18 protein-coding genes are annotated in these 15,775 nt (G+C 36.7%); 6 read left to right on the top strand and 12 right to left on the bottom strand.

What is annotated here, in order from left to right:
* Positions 1-353: 353 nt before the first annotated feature.
* Positions 354-566, top strand: a complete 213-nt coding sequence (locus ACJ004_RS13190) for a DUF3892 domain-containing protein (RefSeq protein ID WP_410893500.1) — start codon at positions 354-356, stop codon at positions 564-566.
* 34 nt (positions 567-600) lie between these two features.
* Here ACJ004_RS13190 and mntR read toward each other — a convergent pair whose 3' ends face one another.
* From mntR to ACJ004_RS13205, 3 genes are all read right to left on the bottom strand, one after another.
* Positions 601-1,023 carry a transcriptional regulator MntR gene (gene mntR, locus ACJ004_RS13195; RefSeq protein WP_410893501.1) on the bottom strand — a complete coding sequence of 141 codons (423 nt, stop codon included), beginning with the start codon at positions 1,021-1,023 and terminating at the stop codon, positions 601-603.
* Between the two features lie 92 nt (positions 1,024-1,115).
* Positions 1,116-3,284 carry a DNA topoisomerase III gene (locus ACJ004_RS13200; protein WP_410893502.1) on the bottom strand — a complete coding sequence of 723 codons (2,169 nt, stop codon included), beginning with the start codon at positions 3,282-3,284 and terminating at the stop codon, positions 1,116-1,118.
* 341 nt (positions 3,285-3,625) lie between these two features.
* Positions 3,626-3,910 (bottom strand): hypothetical protein, encoded by a 285-nt coding sequence (locus tag ACJ004_RS13205; RefSeq protein WP_410893503.1) that lies wholly within the window; start codon positions 3,908-3,910, stop codon positions 3,626-3,628.
* 280 nt (positions 3,911-4,190) lie between these two features.
* On the opposite strand from ACJ004_RS13205, the gene cspD reads away from it, so the two are divergent.
* A complete protein-coding gene (gene cspD / locus ACJ004_RS13210) occupies positions 4,191-4,391 on the top strand; it encodes a cold-shock protein CspD (protein ID WP_026563856.1) in 201 nt (66 codons plus the stop codon).
* A gap of 78 nt (positions 4,392-4,469) precedes the next feature.
* Here cspD and ACJ004_RS13215 read toward each other — a convergent pair whose 3' ends face one another.
* Both ACJ004_RS13215 and ACJ004_RS13220 read right to left on the bottom strand, forming a co-directional pair.
* Positions 4,470-4,655 carry a zinc-finger domain-containing protein gene (locus ACJ004_RS13215; protein WP_410893504.1) on the bottom strand — a complete coding sequence of 62 codons (186 nt, stop codon included), beginning with the start codon at positions 4,653-4,655 and terminating at the stop codon, positions 4,470-4,472.
* Between the two features lie 20 nt (positions 4,656-4,675).
* Positions 4,676-5,332 carry a reverse transcriptase-like protein gene (locus tag ACJ004_RS13220; RefSeq protein WP_410893505.1) on the bottom strand — a complete coding sequence of 219 codons (657 nt, stop codon included), beginning with the start codon at positions 5,330-5,332 and terminating at the stop codon, positions 4,676-4,678.
* A gap of 199 nt (positions 5,333-5,531) precedes the next feature.
* Between ACJ004_RS13220 and ACJ004_RS13225 the strand changes: the two genes are divergently transcribed.
* Both ACJ004_RS13225 and ACJ004_RS13230 read left to right on the top strand, forming a co-directional pair.
* Positions 5,532-5,939, top strand: coding sequence for a reverse transcriptase-like protein (locus tag ACJ004_RS13225; RefSeq protein WP_410893506.1), 408 nt, complete (start codon positions 5,532-5,534; stop codon positions 5,937-5,939).
* Positions 5,940-5,945: 6 nt separating this feature from the next.
* Positions 5,946-6,875 (top strand): DMT family transporter, encoded by a 930-nt coding sequence (locus tag ACJ004_RS13230; RefSeq protein ID WP_410893507.1) that lies wholly within the window; start codon positions 5,946-5,948, stop codon positions 6,873-6,875.
* A gap of 34 nt (positions 6,876-6,909) precedes the next feature.
* On the opposite strand, the gene ACJ004_RS13235 is transcribed toward ACJ004_RS13230, so the two are convergent.
* Together ACJ004_RS13235 and ACJ004_RS13240 are read right to left on the bottom strand one after the other, a co-directional pair.
* Positions 6,910-7,191, bottom strand: a complete 282-nt coding sequence (locus ACJ004_RS13235; protein ID WP_410893508.1) for a DUF6123 family protein — start codon at positions 7,189-7,191, stop codon at positions 6,910-6,912.
* A gap of 31 nt (positions 7,192-7,222) precedes the next feature.
* Complete coding sequence (locus ACJ004_RS13240; RefSeq protein ID WP_410893509.1) at positions 7,223-7,714, bottom strand: divergent PAP2 family protein; 492 nt, start codon at positions 7,712-7,714, stop codon at positions 7,223-7,225.
* An 83-nt stretch (positions 7,715-7,797) separates the two neighbouring features.
* Here ACJ004_RS13240 and sspL point away from each other — a divergent pair, with 83 nt between their 5' ends.
* Entirely contained in the window at positions 7,798-7,950 is a 153-nt protein-coding gene (sspL, locus tag ACJ004_RS13245; protein ID WP_410893510.1) for a small, acid-soluble spore protein L, read from the top strand.
* Between the two features lie 55 nt (positions 7,951-8,005).
* Here sspL and ACJ004_RS13250 read toward each other — a convergent pair whose 3' ends face one another.
* The 3 genes from ACJ004_RS13250 to ACJ004_RS13260 form a co-directional block, all read right to left on the bottom strand.
* Positions 8,006-8,770, bottom strand: coding sequence for a YheC/YheD family protein (locus ACJ004_RS13250; protein WP_410893511.1), 765 nt, complete (start codon positions 8,768-8,770; stop codon positions 8,006-8,008).
* Between the two features lie 262 nt (positions 8,771-9,032).
* A complete protein-coding gene (locus ACJ004_RS13255; RefSeq protein WP_410893512.1) occupies positions 9,033-10,256 on the bottom strand; it encodes an ATP-grasp domain-containing protein in 1,224 nt (407 codons plus the stop codon).
* Positions 10,257-10,281: 25 nt separating this feature from the next.
* Entirely contained in the window at positions 10,282-11,367 is a 1,086-nt protein-coding gene (locus tag ACJ004_RS13260) for a YheC/YheD family protein (RefSeq protein ID WP_410893513.1), read from the bottom strand.
* 175 nt (positions 11,368-11,542) lie between these two features.
* Between ACJ004_RS13260 and ACJ004_RS13265 the strand changes: the two genes are divergently transcribed.
* Complete coding sequence (locus tag ACJ004_RS13265; protein WP_410893515.1) at positions 11,543-12,709, top strand: glycosyltransferase family 4 protein; 1,167 nt, start codon at positions 11,543-11,545, stop codon at positions 12,707-12,709.
* 44 nt (positions 12,710-12,753) lie between these two features.
* On the opposite strand, the gene ACJ004_RS13270 is transcribed toward ACJ004_RS13265, so the two are convergent.
* Positions 12,754-15,060 carry a YheC/YheD family endospore coat-associated protein gene (locus ACJ004_RS13270; RefSeq protein WP_410893516.1) on the bottom strand — a complete coding sequence of 769 codons (2,307 nt, stop codon included), beginning with the start codon at positions 15,058-15,060 and terminating at the stop codon, positions 12,754-12,756.
* Positions 15,061-15,156: 96 nt separating this feature from the next.
* A complete protein-coding gene (locus tag ACJ004_RS13275) occupies positions 15,157-15,741 on the bottom strand; it encodes a protein kinase family protein (RefSeq protein ID WP_410893517.1) in 585 nt (194 codons plus the stop codon).
* Between the last annotated feature and the right edge of the window lie 34 nt (positions 15,742-15,775).

The raw sequence follows: 15,775 nt of genomic DNA on the forward strand, positions 1-15,775 counted from the left end.
AACACTCTGTTGATTGGTGCGGAAGGCACGAAGACTCCTGCGGGAGTACGGGTCAGGGGAGACCCCGCAGGAGCGAAGCGACGAGGAGGCTCCCCGGCACGCCCGCGGAAAGCGAAGTGCCTGGAGCGCCAATCAACAGACCTTTTTAAAGTCATTATACCAATATTATAACGAATTAACGCGGTGAATTATTGAAGTAATTGAATGAAATAAAAGACTGTCGAGGGTTTTCGACAGCCTAGCATCGGATAACATCCGATGCTTTTTTTATTTCGAAGGTAGTTTATTATTTGTAGAAATAGATAGAATATAGGACAAAGCAAGTAATACCTAAACTAGAAGGGAGATTCATCATGGAATCAATCGTCGCGCTGCATCGCAATTACTTTGGTGAAATTATTAATTTCGTTACTTCCGAAGGGAGAGTCATCTCGTATCGAAAGGCGTTACAAGAGGCTGAAAACGGTCTTATTCAAGGGGTTCAGGCAATTGAGGAAGAACATGGGCAAATGTCTTTAATCCCAGAGAACAGCCAATCTTTTGATCAATATCCAGATTTATATTAAAAGCACCTAGCGTTTAATGCTAGGTGCTTCTTTATTAGTCATTTTCATTCTGTTTTTGAATCTCATTTAATGCATCAATGCGCTTTTGGTCTTCTTCAAAAAACTGAACCAAGTCACCGATTCGATCAATTGAATCCCAACTTAAATGGTGCTCAATCCCTTCGACATCGTTATAAATATTTTCATTTTTTACACCGATGATTTTAAGGAACTGTTCTAGCAAATCATGTCTAAAGACTAGACGCTTGCCAATTTTTTTACCTTTTGTGGTTAACACAAGACCTCTATATTTTTCATAAACTAAATATTCATCTTTATCAAGTTTTTGCACCATTTTCGTTACTGAGGAGGGATGTACAGACAGCGCTTCGGCAATATCTGAGACCCGAGCGTATCCTTTTTCTTCAATCAATATATATATTTGTTCAATATAATCTTCCATACTTGGTGTTGGCATCCCATACCCTCCAAAAAAATTACTCAACTAAAAGTTTACTATAGAAAAAAAATAGTGACAAGGCAATTTATCACTTATCTATCACAACTTCCTTATTTTGAGGCAGTTTCTTCAAACAAAAATTTCACCTTTTTTTCAGTTTCGTCTAAATAAAGCCTTGCATTAAAGGTTTTTTCTTTATTAACGAATCCCTCAATCAGCTCTGTTTTCCCTTCTGATAGAAGCAATTTTAGGTTCTTCTGGGTAATGTTTTTCCCTAAAATTTTCTTTGACACAGTAAAATCGCAATGATTTTTTTGGTAATTAGAACAACCGTAAAAGCTCCATTTGTCGACAACTGACCCCTCACATTTTTTACAAGGTCCCAATTTTGTATACGTCTGCTTTCTTCCCTTTTGCTTCCCAGGTGCAAAATTTTCACGCATTTCCTCTGAAAAAGACCAATTACCTGCCTGGTCAATGCTTGACGCAATTAAATGTATGACCATCTTTCTCGTTTGCTCCATAAAATGCTTTGGCGCCGCTGCACCTTCTGAAATTTCCTTCAACTTCTGTTCCCACTTTGCGGTCATTTCGGGTGAAGCTAAGATTTCTTTTCCGATTGCCTCAATCAGGATTTTCGCTTTAGCGGTGGCATACACTAAATTTTTGTTAACCTCAATGTATAAGCGGTCCTTTAGCATCGTAATAATGCCCGCCCTTGTTGCTTCCGTTCCAAGGCCCTCGGTCTTTGTTAAAATTTTCTCAAGTTCTTTATCATCTATATGCTTTCCGGCTGTTTTCATTAACGTGATCAATTGACCTTCGGTATAGCGTTTAGGTGGCTGCGTTTTGCTTTCTTTCACATCCACTTTATCCGTGTGACCCTGTTCACCTTGTACTAGCTTTGGAAGAGCCGGCTCATTGTCACTATCTTTTGGATTCAGTACTTTTCGCCAGCCCTCTTCAATTTGAACCTTACCTTTTGAGATAAATGACGCCCTGCCATCGACCAGTGTTGTAACAGTAGTATATTCAGCAATCGCCTTATTGTAGTGTGCAGCGATCAAACTTGTTACGACTAAATCATAAATTTTCTTTTCATCTGGAGTGAGCCTCTCCACATTTGGGATTTGCTCCGTCGGAATAATGGCATAGTGGTCCGTGACCTTCTTTTCATTTACATAGCGCTTGTTTTCTGAAATCGAAGCAAATGGTAAGGGGAAGAAGCTTTCGTAATCTTTTATATGACTTAATTTGTTTAAGATTTCTGGGAAAGTATTCGCTTCTTCTTTTGTTACATGCCGCGAATCTGAACGAGGATATGAGACATTTCCTTTTTGATAGAGCTTTTGCATAACATCTAGCGTTTTCTTTGGCGAAAACTTAAACCGTTTATTCGCTTCAGCTTGAAGAGCGGACAGGTTGTATAAGAGTGGAGGTAGGAATTCTTTTCTCTCTGATTGAACCTCACTGACCTCAGCGGGTTTATCCTTGCAAAATGCTGCAATTTTTTCTGCTAATTCTTTGGTGTTTACTCGTGTTTCCCCATCGTTCTGCCATTTTCCTGTGTACTTTTTTCCATTAATTAAAAAATGGGCTAGAACCTCCCAATAGGGTTCAGACTTGAAGTTCTCTATTTCAAGTTCCCTTTTTACTATAAGTGCTAGGGTTGGAGTTTGTACTCTACCAACTGAAAAGACATCGGTAAATCCTTGTTTTTGTAATAATAGACTATAGAGGCGTGAAGCATTCATGCCAACAACCCAGTCGGCACAAGCTCTAGTATAGGCCTCAAAAAATAAACTTCGTGTCTCCTGCTCGTCCAATAACTTCTGAAAACCCTCTCTAATGCTATTGGCCGTTAACGAAGAAATCCACAGCCTTTTCATGGGTTTGTGACATTTTGTTAGCCTTAGGATATTGCGGATAATCAGTTCACCTTCACGCCCCGCATCACCGGCGTGAATAATTTCAGTAACCCTTGAATCAGAGACCAATTTTTTGATAACTGCAAATTGCTTGGCCTTATCCTTTGTTACTTCGTATTCAAACTGTTCGGGGATCATTGGTAAATTATCTAATGACCATTTTTTCCACCCTTGTTGATATTTTTCCGGAGAGACTAATTGGCATACATGTCCAATGGCCCATGTTACATAGGCTCCAGCTGGAAAAACATCATTTGGAAAAATTTCAATAAAACCATTTTGTTTTTTATGTTTAAAGATTGATGCTAAGGTCGAACCTTGATCCGGCTTTTCGGCAATAATTAATTTCATTATGATTGCTCCCTTTTTTACAAGCATCCCGGAATCCATTTTACCCATTAAATCCATTGTTCGTAAAGACTTAAAATCGCAAGCATCCAGTATTTTCCTTGACGAATTTATGACAATGCTAGATTTACATGAAAAAGGATGGCCACTTTTATGACCATCCTACCTTCATTTATTATTAGCTATTTTCACATAGATTGTTGTTTTTCGTATAATTCATCAACCCCTATAACTATTTACCTCGTGGCATCTTTTCGTAAAAACATTTGCGAAATTTGCCTAGGAACTTAGTAAAAAACCTTGATAAAGGTCCAAAGGCAACAAAGTTTACGAAAAGAGCCTTATTATTTCATTTTCTTTAGAGAACTAGACTCCTGATCATACCAATTGTCCTCGGGGATAATATTTGAAACTGTTAATATTAATGATGGAATTCTCTCAACATCAAAAACTATCGCACCAATTTTTTTCGTGAAAATGATAAAGGCACTTCCGTGAGTATATTTAGTCAAATCCGTACCGATATGAAGCAGAGCCGATAAAATCGCCTGTTTTTCAACAGAATCAATATAAACCTGCGGTGAAAATCTTAAAATCCATTCCGCACCTTCAATGGAAAATCGGTACATCGTATCCCGCCTCCTGCATATATATTGGTTAATTAAACATATGATGCAAAAGTAGTTTTATGTTAGGTGACTATATATTGTGTATATATTTTAATAGAATCTATGCTAAATTCACTAAAAAACCCAAGTCCTTTCTTGACTGTAAATTTTCAATATTGTATATTTAAAGCATCATGTAACTACTATATGCTGTAAAAATACTAGTGTAAATTGGCTACATGATAATATTTATCTTTGGCACCAATAAGGGTGGCTTGAAAGGCTTAGGAGGAAGAAGTAAATGCAAAACGGTAAAGTTAAATGGTTTAACAATGAAAAAGGTTTTGGTTTTATTGAAGTAGAAGGCGGCGACGATGTATTCGTACACTTCAGCGCTATCACTGGCGAAGGCTTCAAATCTTTAGAAGAAGGCCAAGAAGTTTCTTTCGAAATCGTTGAAGGAAACCGTGGACCACAAGCAGCTAACGTTGTAAAACTATAATCTAAACTAACCAATTAGGGCTGACGAATATCGTCAGCCTTTTTTATTATATCAGTGAGCAAGCACGAAGTGAAATCATCAACTTAATTTCTTGCCAAACTCCTGAAGTTGTTCTCCGACTGTACACTTGGAAATGCAAAACCGATGTGCCGATCTTCGCCCGCCTTCTTTTTTCAAATGCTGATGTAAAAAGCAGCCTTCACAGTATTGAGCCATTAACGATTCTACATGACCCAACAATTCCCTTCTGTTTAATTCCTTCACAAGAGTTTCACACCCATTTCCTAGAGAATTAATGTTTTTGCAAAGATTTCTTTTCCTTCTAATGCTTGTGTCGCCAATTTATCTGCCTCTTTGTTGTCTTTTCTAGTAATGGATGTATATTTAGGTACTAAACCTAGGGACTTAATTTTTTCCTCAATCCGGTCAAGCCACCTGTTAAGAGTATCTTCATAACACGGCCACTCTCCTTCTAACTGTTTTAGCACAACTTGGGAGTCACCCTTAAATTCACATGATAAATGATGCACACCCAAATCCTCTAATATATTCAATGCATAATAAAAAGCAGCATATTCTGCTTCATTGTTTGTTTCTAATTCATCAATCCGTTCATTCGCTCGGATCCGGTATTTTTTCTTCCCCTGTTTAAAAAAAATAACAGCTCCAAGACCTGCATGATTTGTCTCCTTTTGAAAACCCCCATCAAAGTAAACTGTAACTTCATGTGGATCTTCTTCAATTTCGGTCATTAACTTTTTCATTTCCTTTAAGATCCAAGATGTTCCCTTCTCATCATAAAAAAGCATATCCGATACTTTCCCGGTACTTTCAAGCTCTTCACCGATTTGTATGGCAGTTTCACCTGATACCGATTCAGAGGAAAACTGAATTTTTTCATTACTTTTCGTTTTATACATCCACTCTAACCTATATTTCAATGTCTTCAACCTTTCTTTATTGAATTCAATGGCATTTTAATAATCGAATCCATCTGGAAATCCCACCACTTCATCCTAACCTATTCTGATATATATTCTTATCATACCCACTTCTTCATAGTAGTTATAAGAATAATTATTTTCTGCCTTTAAAGAAATATGATAAACTTTCAATAATACACATATGGAGGAAACAAAATTGATTGAGGTTTATATTGACGGGGCTAGTGCAGGAAACCCTGGACCAAGCGGTGCCGGAATCTTTATTAAAGGAAATGGCATTACTGAAAAATATTCCATTCCATTAGGAAACATGTCAAACCATGAAGCAGAATATCATGCATTTATTAAAGCATTGGAAATTTGTTTAGAAAAAGGGCTTCAAAATTCCGTCCTCTCTTTTCGAACGGATTCCCAATTAGTTAATCAAGCGGTTGAAAAAGAATTCGTTAAAAACAAGTTATACACACCATTACTTAATCATGCCTTACATTTAGCTAAACAGATTCCTTTGTTTTTTATGAAATGGATCCCTAGTGCTGAAAATAAAGCTGCCGATGAATTAGCACGGCTGGCTATTCGAAAAAATCTTCCCGAGGAGCATTGAAACAGCATGAAAAAACCTTTAATTGCGGATTTAAGTTTGCTCTTTGTCACAATCATTTGGGGTTCCACTTTTGTATTAGTGCAAAATGCGATTGATTTCCTTGAACCTTTCTCCTTTAATAGCATTCGCTTTCTTGCGGCAGCGATCTTATTAATTCTATGTCTTTTCGTATTTGAAAAAGAGCAGTTTAAAAAATTGGATACAAAGTTACTTTTATCAGGTGTTTTCATCGGATTTTGGCTATTTCTTGGTTATGCTACGCAAACAATCGGCTTGTTATATACAACTTCTTCTAAGGCTGGATTCATTACCGGTTTAAACGTTGTCCTAGTTCCATTCTTTTCAATGATGTTATTAAAACAGTTTCCAACCAGAAATGCAGTGTTTGGTGTGTTAATAGCGACGATTGGCTTATTCCTGCTGACAATGACTGATGTGACTGCATTGAATAAAGGAGATGGCTTTGTTTTTATTTGTGCCATCAGTTTTGCACTTCAGATTATTTACACTGGTAAATTTAGCAATAAATATCCAACACTGCTGTTAACTATTATTCAAATTTCAACCGTTGCAATATTATCAATCTTATCCTCTTTTCTTTTTGAAGATTGGAGGAAGTCATTTAATCCCGAGATCCTCCTTACAAAAGATGTGATAATTGCCTTGGTCATCACGAGCATCTTTGCAACGGCACTGGCATTTTTAATTCAAACCAATTTTCAAAGGTATACATCAGCAACAAGAGTTGCATTAATTTTTACGATGGAGCCGGTGTTTGCAGCGATTACAGGTTTTTATTGGGCTAATGAGCGATTATCCTATAGTGCTTTAATTGGCTGTTTGCTCATATTTGCAGGCATGATTTTTGCTGAGCTTCCAACCAAAAAAATTCCTTTTCTTAAACGAAGCAAGGGAATGGAAGATAAGGTTTTATAAAAAACTCCCTTTCATGAAGGGAGTTTTCTCATAATTATATTGCTAATAGTTCTTTTTCTTTAATGAATCTAATAGCTTCTTTCCTAGTGTTGATTTTGTTTGAAATTAAGGTTTCCAGTAATGATACGTAAAAACTGCCATCAAATCTTTTTTGTGCTTTTAATGTCAGTTCAATTGCTGTATTAATCATTTCATCAGAAGCATTTGTATAGTGTTTCCCAAAGAAAATAAACCCAATTGCATCCTCCTGAAAATGAAAACCCTTTCCTTTCAAGTCGTGCAAATAATCTTCGACTGTTCCCACTGACTTTGCCATCCCTCTCCCAAAACAAACTCTGAATATCCCTTTAAAATCTTAACTTAAATTTTGATAATTTTCTATTCTTTTTTGAGCACATATGACCAATGACTCCTACCAAAACACCTAAAATTGCCCCGCCGACAACCTCTTCCGGTTCATGACCTAACATCTCTTTAAGCTTTTTTGGTGAGTCTTGTTTAAATTCAACGCTTTCTTCCTTCTGAATTTTTTCAATCAATTCATTCATGGAATTTACCTTTAAGGTTAGCTCCCCTGTTTGCCTTCTTACCCCTTGTGCATCATACATGACAATTAATCCGTAGATGAGTGAAAGGGCAAAATCAAAGGTAGGAAGGCCACGCTGCATCGCAATGTAAGTTGTTAAAGTAGAAACTCCGGCTGAATGTGAGCTTGGCATCCCGCCCGTACCAAAGAATAGTTCTGGACGCCATTCCTTCTTTTTAAAATAATGAATCGGAATTTTCACTCCTTGTGCTAATCCCATGCTGAAAAGCGCTAAATAAACACCTTTGTTCATCAAATCACCCCTGCTAATATTGTTCGAAAGCCTGTGTTTTATTATTCCATCTGGAAATACTAAAATGGTGGGAGGTGACGTAGATGAGTAAAAATGGCAATGCCGATAATGGCAATTCAGATCGAGGCGTAAAAGCACCGGGGGTTAATCCTCAAGGATATGGTCAGGATGCAGAGTTTGCTGAAGAACCGAAAAGTAAATTAGAAAATGCTGCTAAGAAGAAAAATACGAAATGATGCGATCAACATGAAACTGACTGCCACATGTGACAGCCAGTTTCATGTTTAAAATTTAGTTATTAGCAAGAAAGATACAATAAGGAATTAAACGCCGGGCCACTTCAAATTCCCTATTTTTACAACCTGGCCTCCAATTTACTTCAAAGATCCATAGCCTTTTCTGTTGATCAATTCCAACATCAATGCCAAGTTCATCAAAAGAATGTTCATATAATGTATCAAAATGGGTTGAAAAAGACAAAGCAAAATCCTCAAGAACAGCTTTAATTTGTTCAAACTCATCTCCAAATTCAAGTATAAGAAATGGTTCTAAGTCACCGCGATATCCACCGCTGCTAATATTACTAATTAATTTGCCGTTACCACTGATTCGAGGATATATTAAGTTTATTTCCCAAGATCCTCTGCCATTTTTTTGGACATGCAAGCGAAAATCATAAGTTAATCCAGTTTTTGTTTTACACATAATAAACGGCTGCAGCAAATATTTACGTTTGAGGATCAAGTCTGCAATCAAACTTTCTAATTCCTTTCGGTTAAGTGTTTTACTATGCTGTCCATCAATCAGTTGGTAAAGTGGGCGTTCATTCAATTTTTCGATAAAAATTACCTGTTTTCCTTGATTTCCTTTTAAGGGTTTAATAACAGCCCGAGAATGTTTATCGAGAAAACTAATACATTCTGAGGGATTTGTTAATTTTGTGGAAGGAATGAGGTAATTGGAGAATTCTTTCGCATGAAGGACTTTTTTATATACTTTGAGCTTATTTCCAACAGGATAACTTGTTAATAACGCATATTCTTTTAATTTTTTCAAGATTTTAGATTGCTTTTTAGTTTTAGGGTTGCAACTATTAATGATAACGGTTGGAAAGTCTACTACGGTTTGTGACCATTCACCATGATTGTATTCCCAGCCATTTATCTTCATGGTATTAAAATCAACACTGTTAAATGTAAAAAAATAAAAGGGAAATCCCTCCATTTTTGCAACAGCTGCCAAGGGATACGCTTTCTTCACCTCTGTCGGATTTTTTCGATAGTGTAACATCCCGATCGACTTCAAAATCCTCACATCCCTATAGTGGTTCTAAGTAAAACTTGATTTCGTTTGATGCTGACAAGGCAATCTTTTTAGCTTGCTCTGGGGTTTTTGCTGAGGCTATTACATAGGCGTAACGATCACCAAGAGAATAGGGCTTTGTCAATATCGCACCCTTGCGCGGTTTCACAAAAACTTCCTTTACACCTTCATAATTAGCAGCCCTATTTTTTCCTTTTACCTTAATAAGCCGGCCGCGCGAATTAATGGTAAGAAATTTGGCATAAACATGATTCCTTTGTGTTAATTCTAGATTTATTTCTTCCCCTAGAAAGAGTTTAATCGTTTCTTTCACTAAGTTGATTCCTGTACCCTCTTGAATAATTCTATTCATCGCTCCGCCTGACATTCTGGGATTAATCTCAATTAACTTCCACTCTCCATTGATAAGCCTCATTTCCAAATGGCAAGTTCCATTTACTAATTCAAGGGCCTGAATAATACTCGTGACCGCTAAATCTAAATCCTCAAATGTCTCATTTTCCAAAGCAGCTGGAAAACGATATCCCGTTATGATAAAACGTTCACCCGTTAATATCTCTTGTTCAATAATCGCCACCATGGAAATTTGCCCGTCCTTCACAATGACTTCAATTAAATATTGTGGCCCGATTAGATATTCTTCAATTAGGATTGGAATCGATGGGAATTTTTTGTTAAAATAGTCCAGTCCAGCCTTAAATTCAAGCGGGGTTTCAACAAGTAAAACATCCTTTGACCCGTTGGAAATAGGTGATTTTAAGACGAGTGGTAAATAAGCTTTATATTCATTTATACATTGCAAAATGGACTGCTCCCCATGAAAGATTGTAAACCGCGGTGACACAGGAAGCGTTTTTAATTGTTCACGAAAGCGTGTCTTCTCCTCCATGATTGCCAATGCATCCATGGACATTTCATACATTCCTAACTCCGCTGAAATTCGTGCAGCATAAGAAACAAACGGATCAATGAAACTAATAACCGCACAAATTTGTTTATGATTGGCTTCAAGTTCCCTAATTATTGTAAAAACCATCTCTTTATCCATTAAATTTTCGACATACACCATGTGATGAACATCGTTGAATTCCTCTTTCTGTTTTACAAATTCCTTTCTGTTTGTTAATAGAACCGTATAATAGCCCATTGCTGTTGACATACTTAGAGCTTCCCTGCTTGTTCCTGATTTATTACATCCAATATAGACAATGGTTTGCATACCAACCTACTTCCTCTGTGTTTTATTATTGGCCATTTCTAGTAGTTAACAAATATTTCCCATAACTGATTGGGATAAAATAGGTTTCACGCCATGTGTTAAACAATAAGGCTTCACGAAACGTTAACCTTAAGTCGCGGGCATTACATTCAATAAACATAGGAAAACCTTCGCCAGTAATCCCGACGTCGAGACCAATATCTGCCAGGTTAGCCAGTTGCTTTCCCAATTGTTGAGCCACTCTTATCGATAAGCATTCGACATCAGCAACTACTTGTTTTTCATTAAGGTAGGGGGAGCCCCTTAGAATCTCCTCTAGAGCAACGCAGGTACCGCCTCTTGCAACATTTGTAACGAAACTGCCTGTTTTTGCAACTTTTCCCACCATACCTGTCACTTGCCATTCACCTTCGCCATTTCGTTGCACGGATACCCGAAGGTCGAATGGATTGTGATTATATTCTGCTAGTGCAATTCTCTCCTGAATGATATAGTTATCACCTTTAACCAAGGAAATTATTTTCATTGATAGCTGTTCTGCAGGAAAGCTTGCTTCCTGCCACATGTCCATATCGGGATACGTTAACAACCATTCTGCATCGTTTATGCGTACAGCCTTCATGTTACGTTTTCCAAATGTACCGCTGCTTGGTTTTATGATTAACTCATTATGTTTTTCCATCATGTAGGTCATGTTTTTCTGATTCAGCTGAAGTGTTTCTGGTAGATGCGGTCTCAATTCCTCACTTGCAGCTAATAACTTATGAATTTTGAATTTCCCATAATGATTCCATTCATTAAAAATAATGATCCCTTCATCTTGTAAGCTTTTAATCCGTTTCTTAGCAGCCTTCGTTGATTGATACCCACGATTATGGATCACCCATGGTTTCGGAATAGTGGTTTTCCGGTACTTCCCGTCATTATCCATGACATAACCCATTATCTGTTGTTCTCCAGGCTTTATGTCTTCCAATAGCAGATAAATGGGAATGATTTGATTTATTTTTCCCGCTTCCTCGTAAAAAGATAGTATTTGTGGAATCTTACCGTGGGTAAGTTGACGATATAATTGCGAGCTTAATAAAATTCCGATATATAGTGGTTCCAATTTATTTTCCCCTCCTAATGAAAAGGGCTTTTCATTTAGCAGCAAATGAATGCTTTCTTATATAAAATGCAAAATTTTAATATCTGAAAAGACAAACACCCATTTTTTTTTGAAACATTAAATAAATAAATAAGTGAATCCACTAAATTACATTCATTTAAGGGGTGTTTGTACTATGAGAATAAAACCAAAGGTGGCAATCATTACCCCAGGTTCCTTCCCTATTCCTTCTACTCGTTCAAGTTCTGTTGAAACGGTTGTTGAGATGCAAACAAATGTACTTCAAACCGAAGTTGATTTTACCATATTTGGAAAAAAGACCAAAGAATTGCCATCATCCGAAAAACGAGGCAATATTTCTTATGTCCGGTTTATTTATCGAAAGTGGACAAGGTACCTCACAAAGGTCATTTCCGCTCTATCCAAACTAAAGCCTGATCTCATTCAAGTAGAAAACCGCCCTCATTTCATTCCCCTCCTCAGACAAAGTTTCCAAAAAACGCAGCTCTGGTTATCGCTTCACTCGACTAAGTTTATCTCCTCTTCCCATATTGAGAAAGAAGAGCTAATTAGGTGTTTGTATCAAGTTGATAAAGTTATTGTCAATAGCCAGTTCCTTAAAAACTATTTGATCAGTCTAACGGGTTGTGAGGAAGCCAAAATCATTGTCAATCATTTAGGCGTAGACACGAACCAATTCCATTCGAAGTGGTCAACAAATCATTTTAGTGAAAATGAGAATATTACACAGCAAATGAACCTTGCAGGAAAAAGAATGATCTTATTTGTCGGACGTTTAAGAAAGATAAAAGGTGTAGAAAAAATACTTCAGGCCATGCCATTCATTATTCAGGCGGTGCCTGACACTCTTTTAATCATTGCTGGAAGTGCATTTTATGGGTCCAATCGGAAAACGAACTATGTGGAACATTTATATAGGTTAGCTAAGGAATTTCCCGAACATGTCAGGTTTCTATCGTTTATTCCGCATGAGCAAATTCACGTTTGGTTTAAAGCGGCCGAAATTGTCTTAGTTCCCTCAATCGGACAGGAAGCATTTGGATTAGTGAACGTGGAAGCAATGGCGTGTGGTGTCCCTGTTATTGCATCAAATATTGGAGGAATGCCTGAAGTAATTGAACATGGTAAAACGGGGTATTTGGTCAATACAAAAAATCTAGATGCAGAACTAGCGAAATATGTTATTCAACTCTTAAACAACCCTGAAAAGATAAAACAGCTGGGTCTAAACTGTGTAAATAGAATATCTGAAAATTTCACATGGGAGAAAAGTGCGAGCCGTCTGCTCCGATTGTACGACCAAATAGAATCTGAAAAATAATAGAACGTCCCTTGAATCACTATCATACAAGGGACGTTTTGTCACTACTGATATACCCTTTCTTTGAAGGAAAGGCTCTTCCCATATGCATCCTCAAGAATCTTAAACCCTTGAATTTGCACGGCGTAATACAGTGGTTGATTTCGAATTTTCAAGTACAAATCATAGTCTAGCGTCTTAAATCCTTTAAAGCTTGGATATATATTTGCTTCTAAAATCCACGGGTAACCATTTTCATCCAGGGCAATGTCGATACCAAATTCTGCGAAATGTTTTTTTGTTTGATCCGTTATCCGGCAAAACCTTTGGCAAACATTTAATATGTTACGATAAACCTGCGTATAGTTAAGACCTTGCGTCGAATTCTTGATGACGTCTCTCAACGTCATAGCTTCTCCGCCTCGGGCAATATTGGTTAAATCCTCATGTTCTCTAGCTACCCTGCATTCGATTCCCGTACATTGCCATTTGCTTTTGTTATATTTTTGCATTACTACCCTTACATCAAGTGCGCGGTTGTTTACCTTTAATAATGGAATATAAGTTTGATATAAATATTCTTGGTGAAGAATCCCGATTTCCTCAAACAATGCCTCTAAACCTTCCAAATTCTTTCGTACATGTTGGACCTTTTTGTTTGTTCGATAATCGTATAAACTAAAACCTTCCATCCCGTTATTTAATTCTAGGATGAAAATTCCACGTCCTCTTGACAAGCTAACTGGCTTTAAGATAATTTTCTTTTTTTCTTTTAAAAATTCAATTAATCCCTCCAGATTATTTAAAAGGAAGGTGTCTGGTAAATGCTGATTAATTTCTGGGTTGTTTTTTAGTAAATAAAGATCTGATTTTTTAAAGTGATAGGAGTTAAATAAATTATTATCCGTTAAATCGATTAGTTTGTTAATACTTTCTTTCTTCTGATGGAAATTTCGCCGGTAAATGGTAGAGGGTATCGGTGTAGAATCATAGCGCCATTGTTTATTTTTAGGTTCATATACCATCCCATGGGCAATTTTCTTTTCCCAGTCGACGGAACGAGGCGAAAAGGCAATCGTTACTCCGCCAAAACGATGATATTCACCAAAACGATCATTGAATTTCTCCATATATTTTAGATTATATACTTGGTTTTTTTCAGCTAGTAACAAGCCGATGGTGGGACCAATTATAGCCCTTCCCTCTGAAAATTGGATTTGATAAACAAGGTCTGTAGGAAGATGGATGCTTTCTACTAAAGTATGGGAGACAAACAGTTCAATAGGGTTTTGGTAGGAATTATGTCTAAGCGGTATGGCGTCTTCGTAAATGACAAAGTGGCAGGGCTGTTCAATGACCCCAAACTTTACGACATTTGGCTTTTCTCTCCACCATTCCGTTATTCGGTCTGGTACCTTCATCATCATTTTTTCATCTTGGAAAGCTTTAAATATTACCCAAACATTTTCTTCAACAATTCTTGAATTTCCGACAAAGGGAGTAATATTATCATCGTTGGATGCTTCATCGTTTAACAGTAAGTTTGGATCGGACTTTTCATTATTTTTTTTCAGTCTGATTGCATTTGCTAACTCAATTGGCCACCGAAGGATTGCTGCAGCCAATTTTTCATTGCGAACACTTATGTCTTTAATTATGCTAAAAACGGGATAAGTTGATTGAATTTGAATTTCGCCATTTTTCATCATGATAAATTGAAGTCCGATTTCATAAATAGCAGGATAGTAATAATGGAGAATATCTAAAATACGGTGGCAAACTTCATAAAGGTAATCTTTTGTTTCCTCTTCCATTTGTTGATTTTCCGTAAAAAGCAAAAAAGCTTTCTCTAAGGTATAGATCTCGTCATGCACTTTAGCATAAACAATGGGAGTAGTCCATTGATTCTGCTCGTCTTTTTGTCCTAAAATATTGAAATTAAAGGACGGTTGTTGGTGATGATCGGCTACCTTAACAATATTTATCAGCGCAGGATGTGTCTTCATCAAGTCAAGAAAAGGCTTTTTCTTAAGATTATTCTGTTCATTTATAATCGTCACACCTGTTTGCTTTGCCAGTTCAAAGATTATGCGATTGTATTTTTTTTGATGATAGATAGTAGGATTATAAAATATTGATGGAATTTCAGCGAAACCTATGAAAACGATATCTTCTCCCTTGATTGTAAATGCATTCCCTTTACGCTCATTCACAAGTAACTCATCTATATTAAAAAATAGGACTTCCAGATTTAAATCGTCCCCTGTTTTGGCATAATGCAAGACAAAAGAGTCCTCTTCTTCCAATTGCTTTTGTGCAAATCTATTCCATTGGCGTTTTGGTAATATGATGCCAATTGATATTTCATCCATAACACTGTCTCCTTCAATCATTTTTAATTCTTTTTTTCTTTTATTTATATGCTTTTCATCAAAACCATCGGAGCAATTTTGGTAAATGCGCTTTTGTCACCCCATTCTTTTCAACAATTTCTGCCATTTTTCATAACATTCAGGATTAAGCTTGTGCACGTGTTCTAAAAATGATGTTAAAAGACCCAATTGTTTTAAGTCCTTGAATAGTCGTTTCGGATACGACCTTGGAATTCTAAACGAATTAACATGATCGATAATTTTCAGTCTTCCATCTTTATCAAAAATAGTGTGGCGTAAGGAAAAATCAATTCTCATAAACTGTAAGTTTTTTATTTCAATGATTAAATTTAGGATTTCCCTTGTTAATGCTTCAGAAATCGTTTCGGATTTTTCAAAATATTCTTGTAACGAGGGTCCGTTGAGGTATTCCATAATAATATAATTTTCCCCTGTTTCATAAACCGCTGGAATAATAGTTGATTTTTCACCGACCTGCAGCAAAACCTGCTTTTCTCGAAGACAATGAATTTTTTTAGAGTATATCTTTACACATCGGTCATCTGATAATTTGAATACTGCACCTTGCAATCCTTTTCCAATTAGGGGATAGGGGGTGGGATTTAGCAAAACCTGAACGGGCTTCCCAGGTTTAACGACAATTTGAGTAAAATCATTCACTTGCTTTTGCTCCTTTATAGATAGTAATAATCGT

The sequence above is a fragment of the Neobacillus sp. 204 genome, assembly GCF_046562815.1.
Taxonomy (GTDB): domain Bacteria; phylum Bacillota; class Bacilli; order Bacillales; family Cytobacillaceae; genus Neobacillus.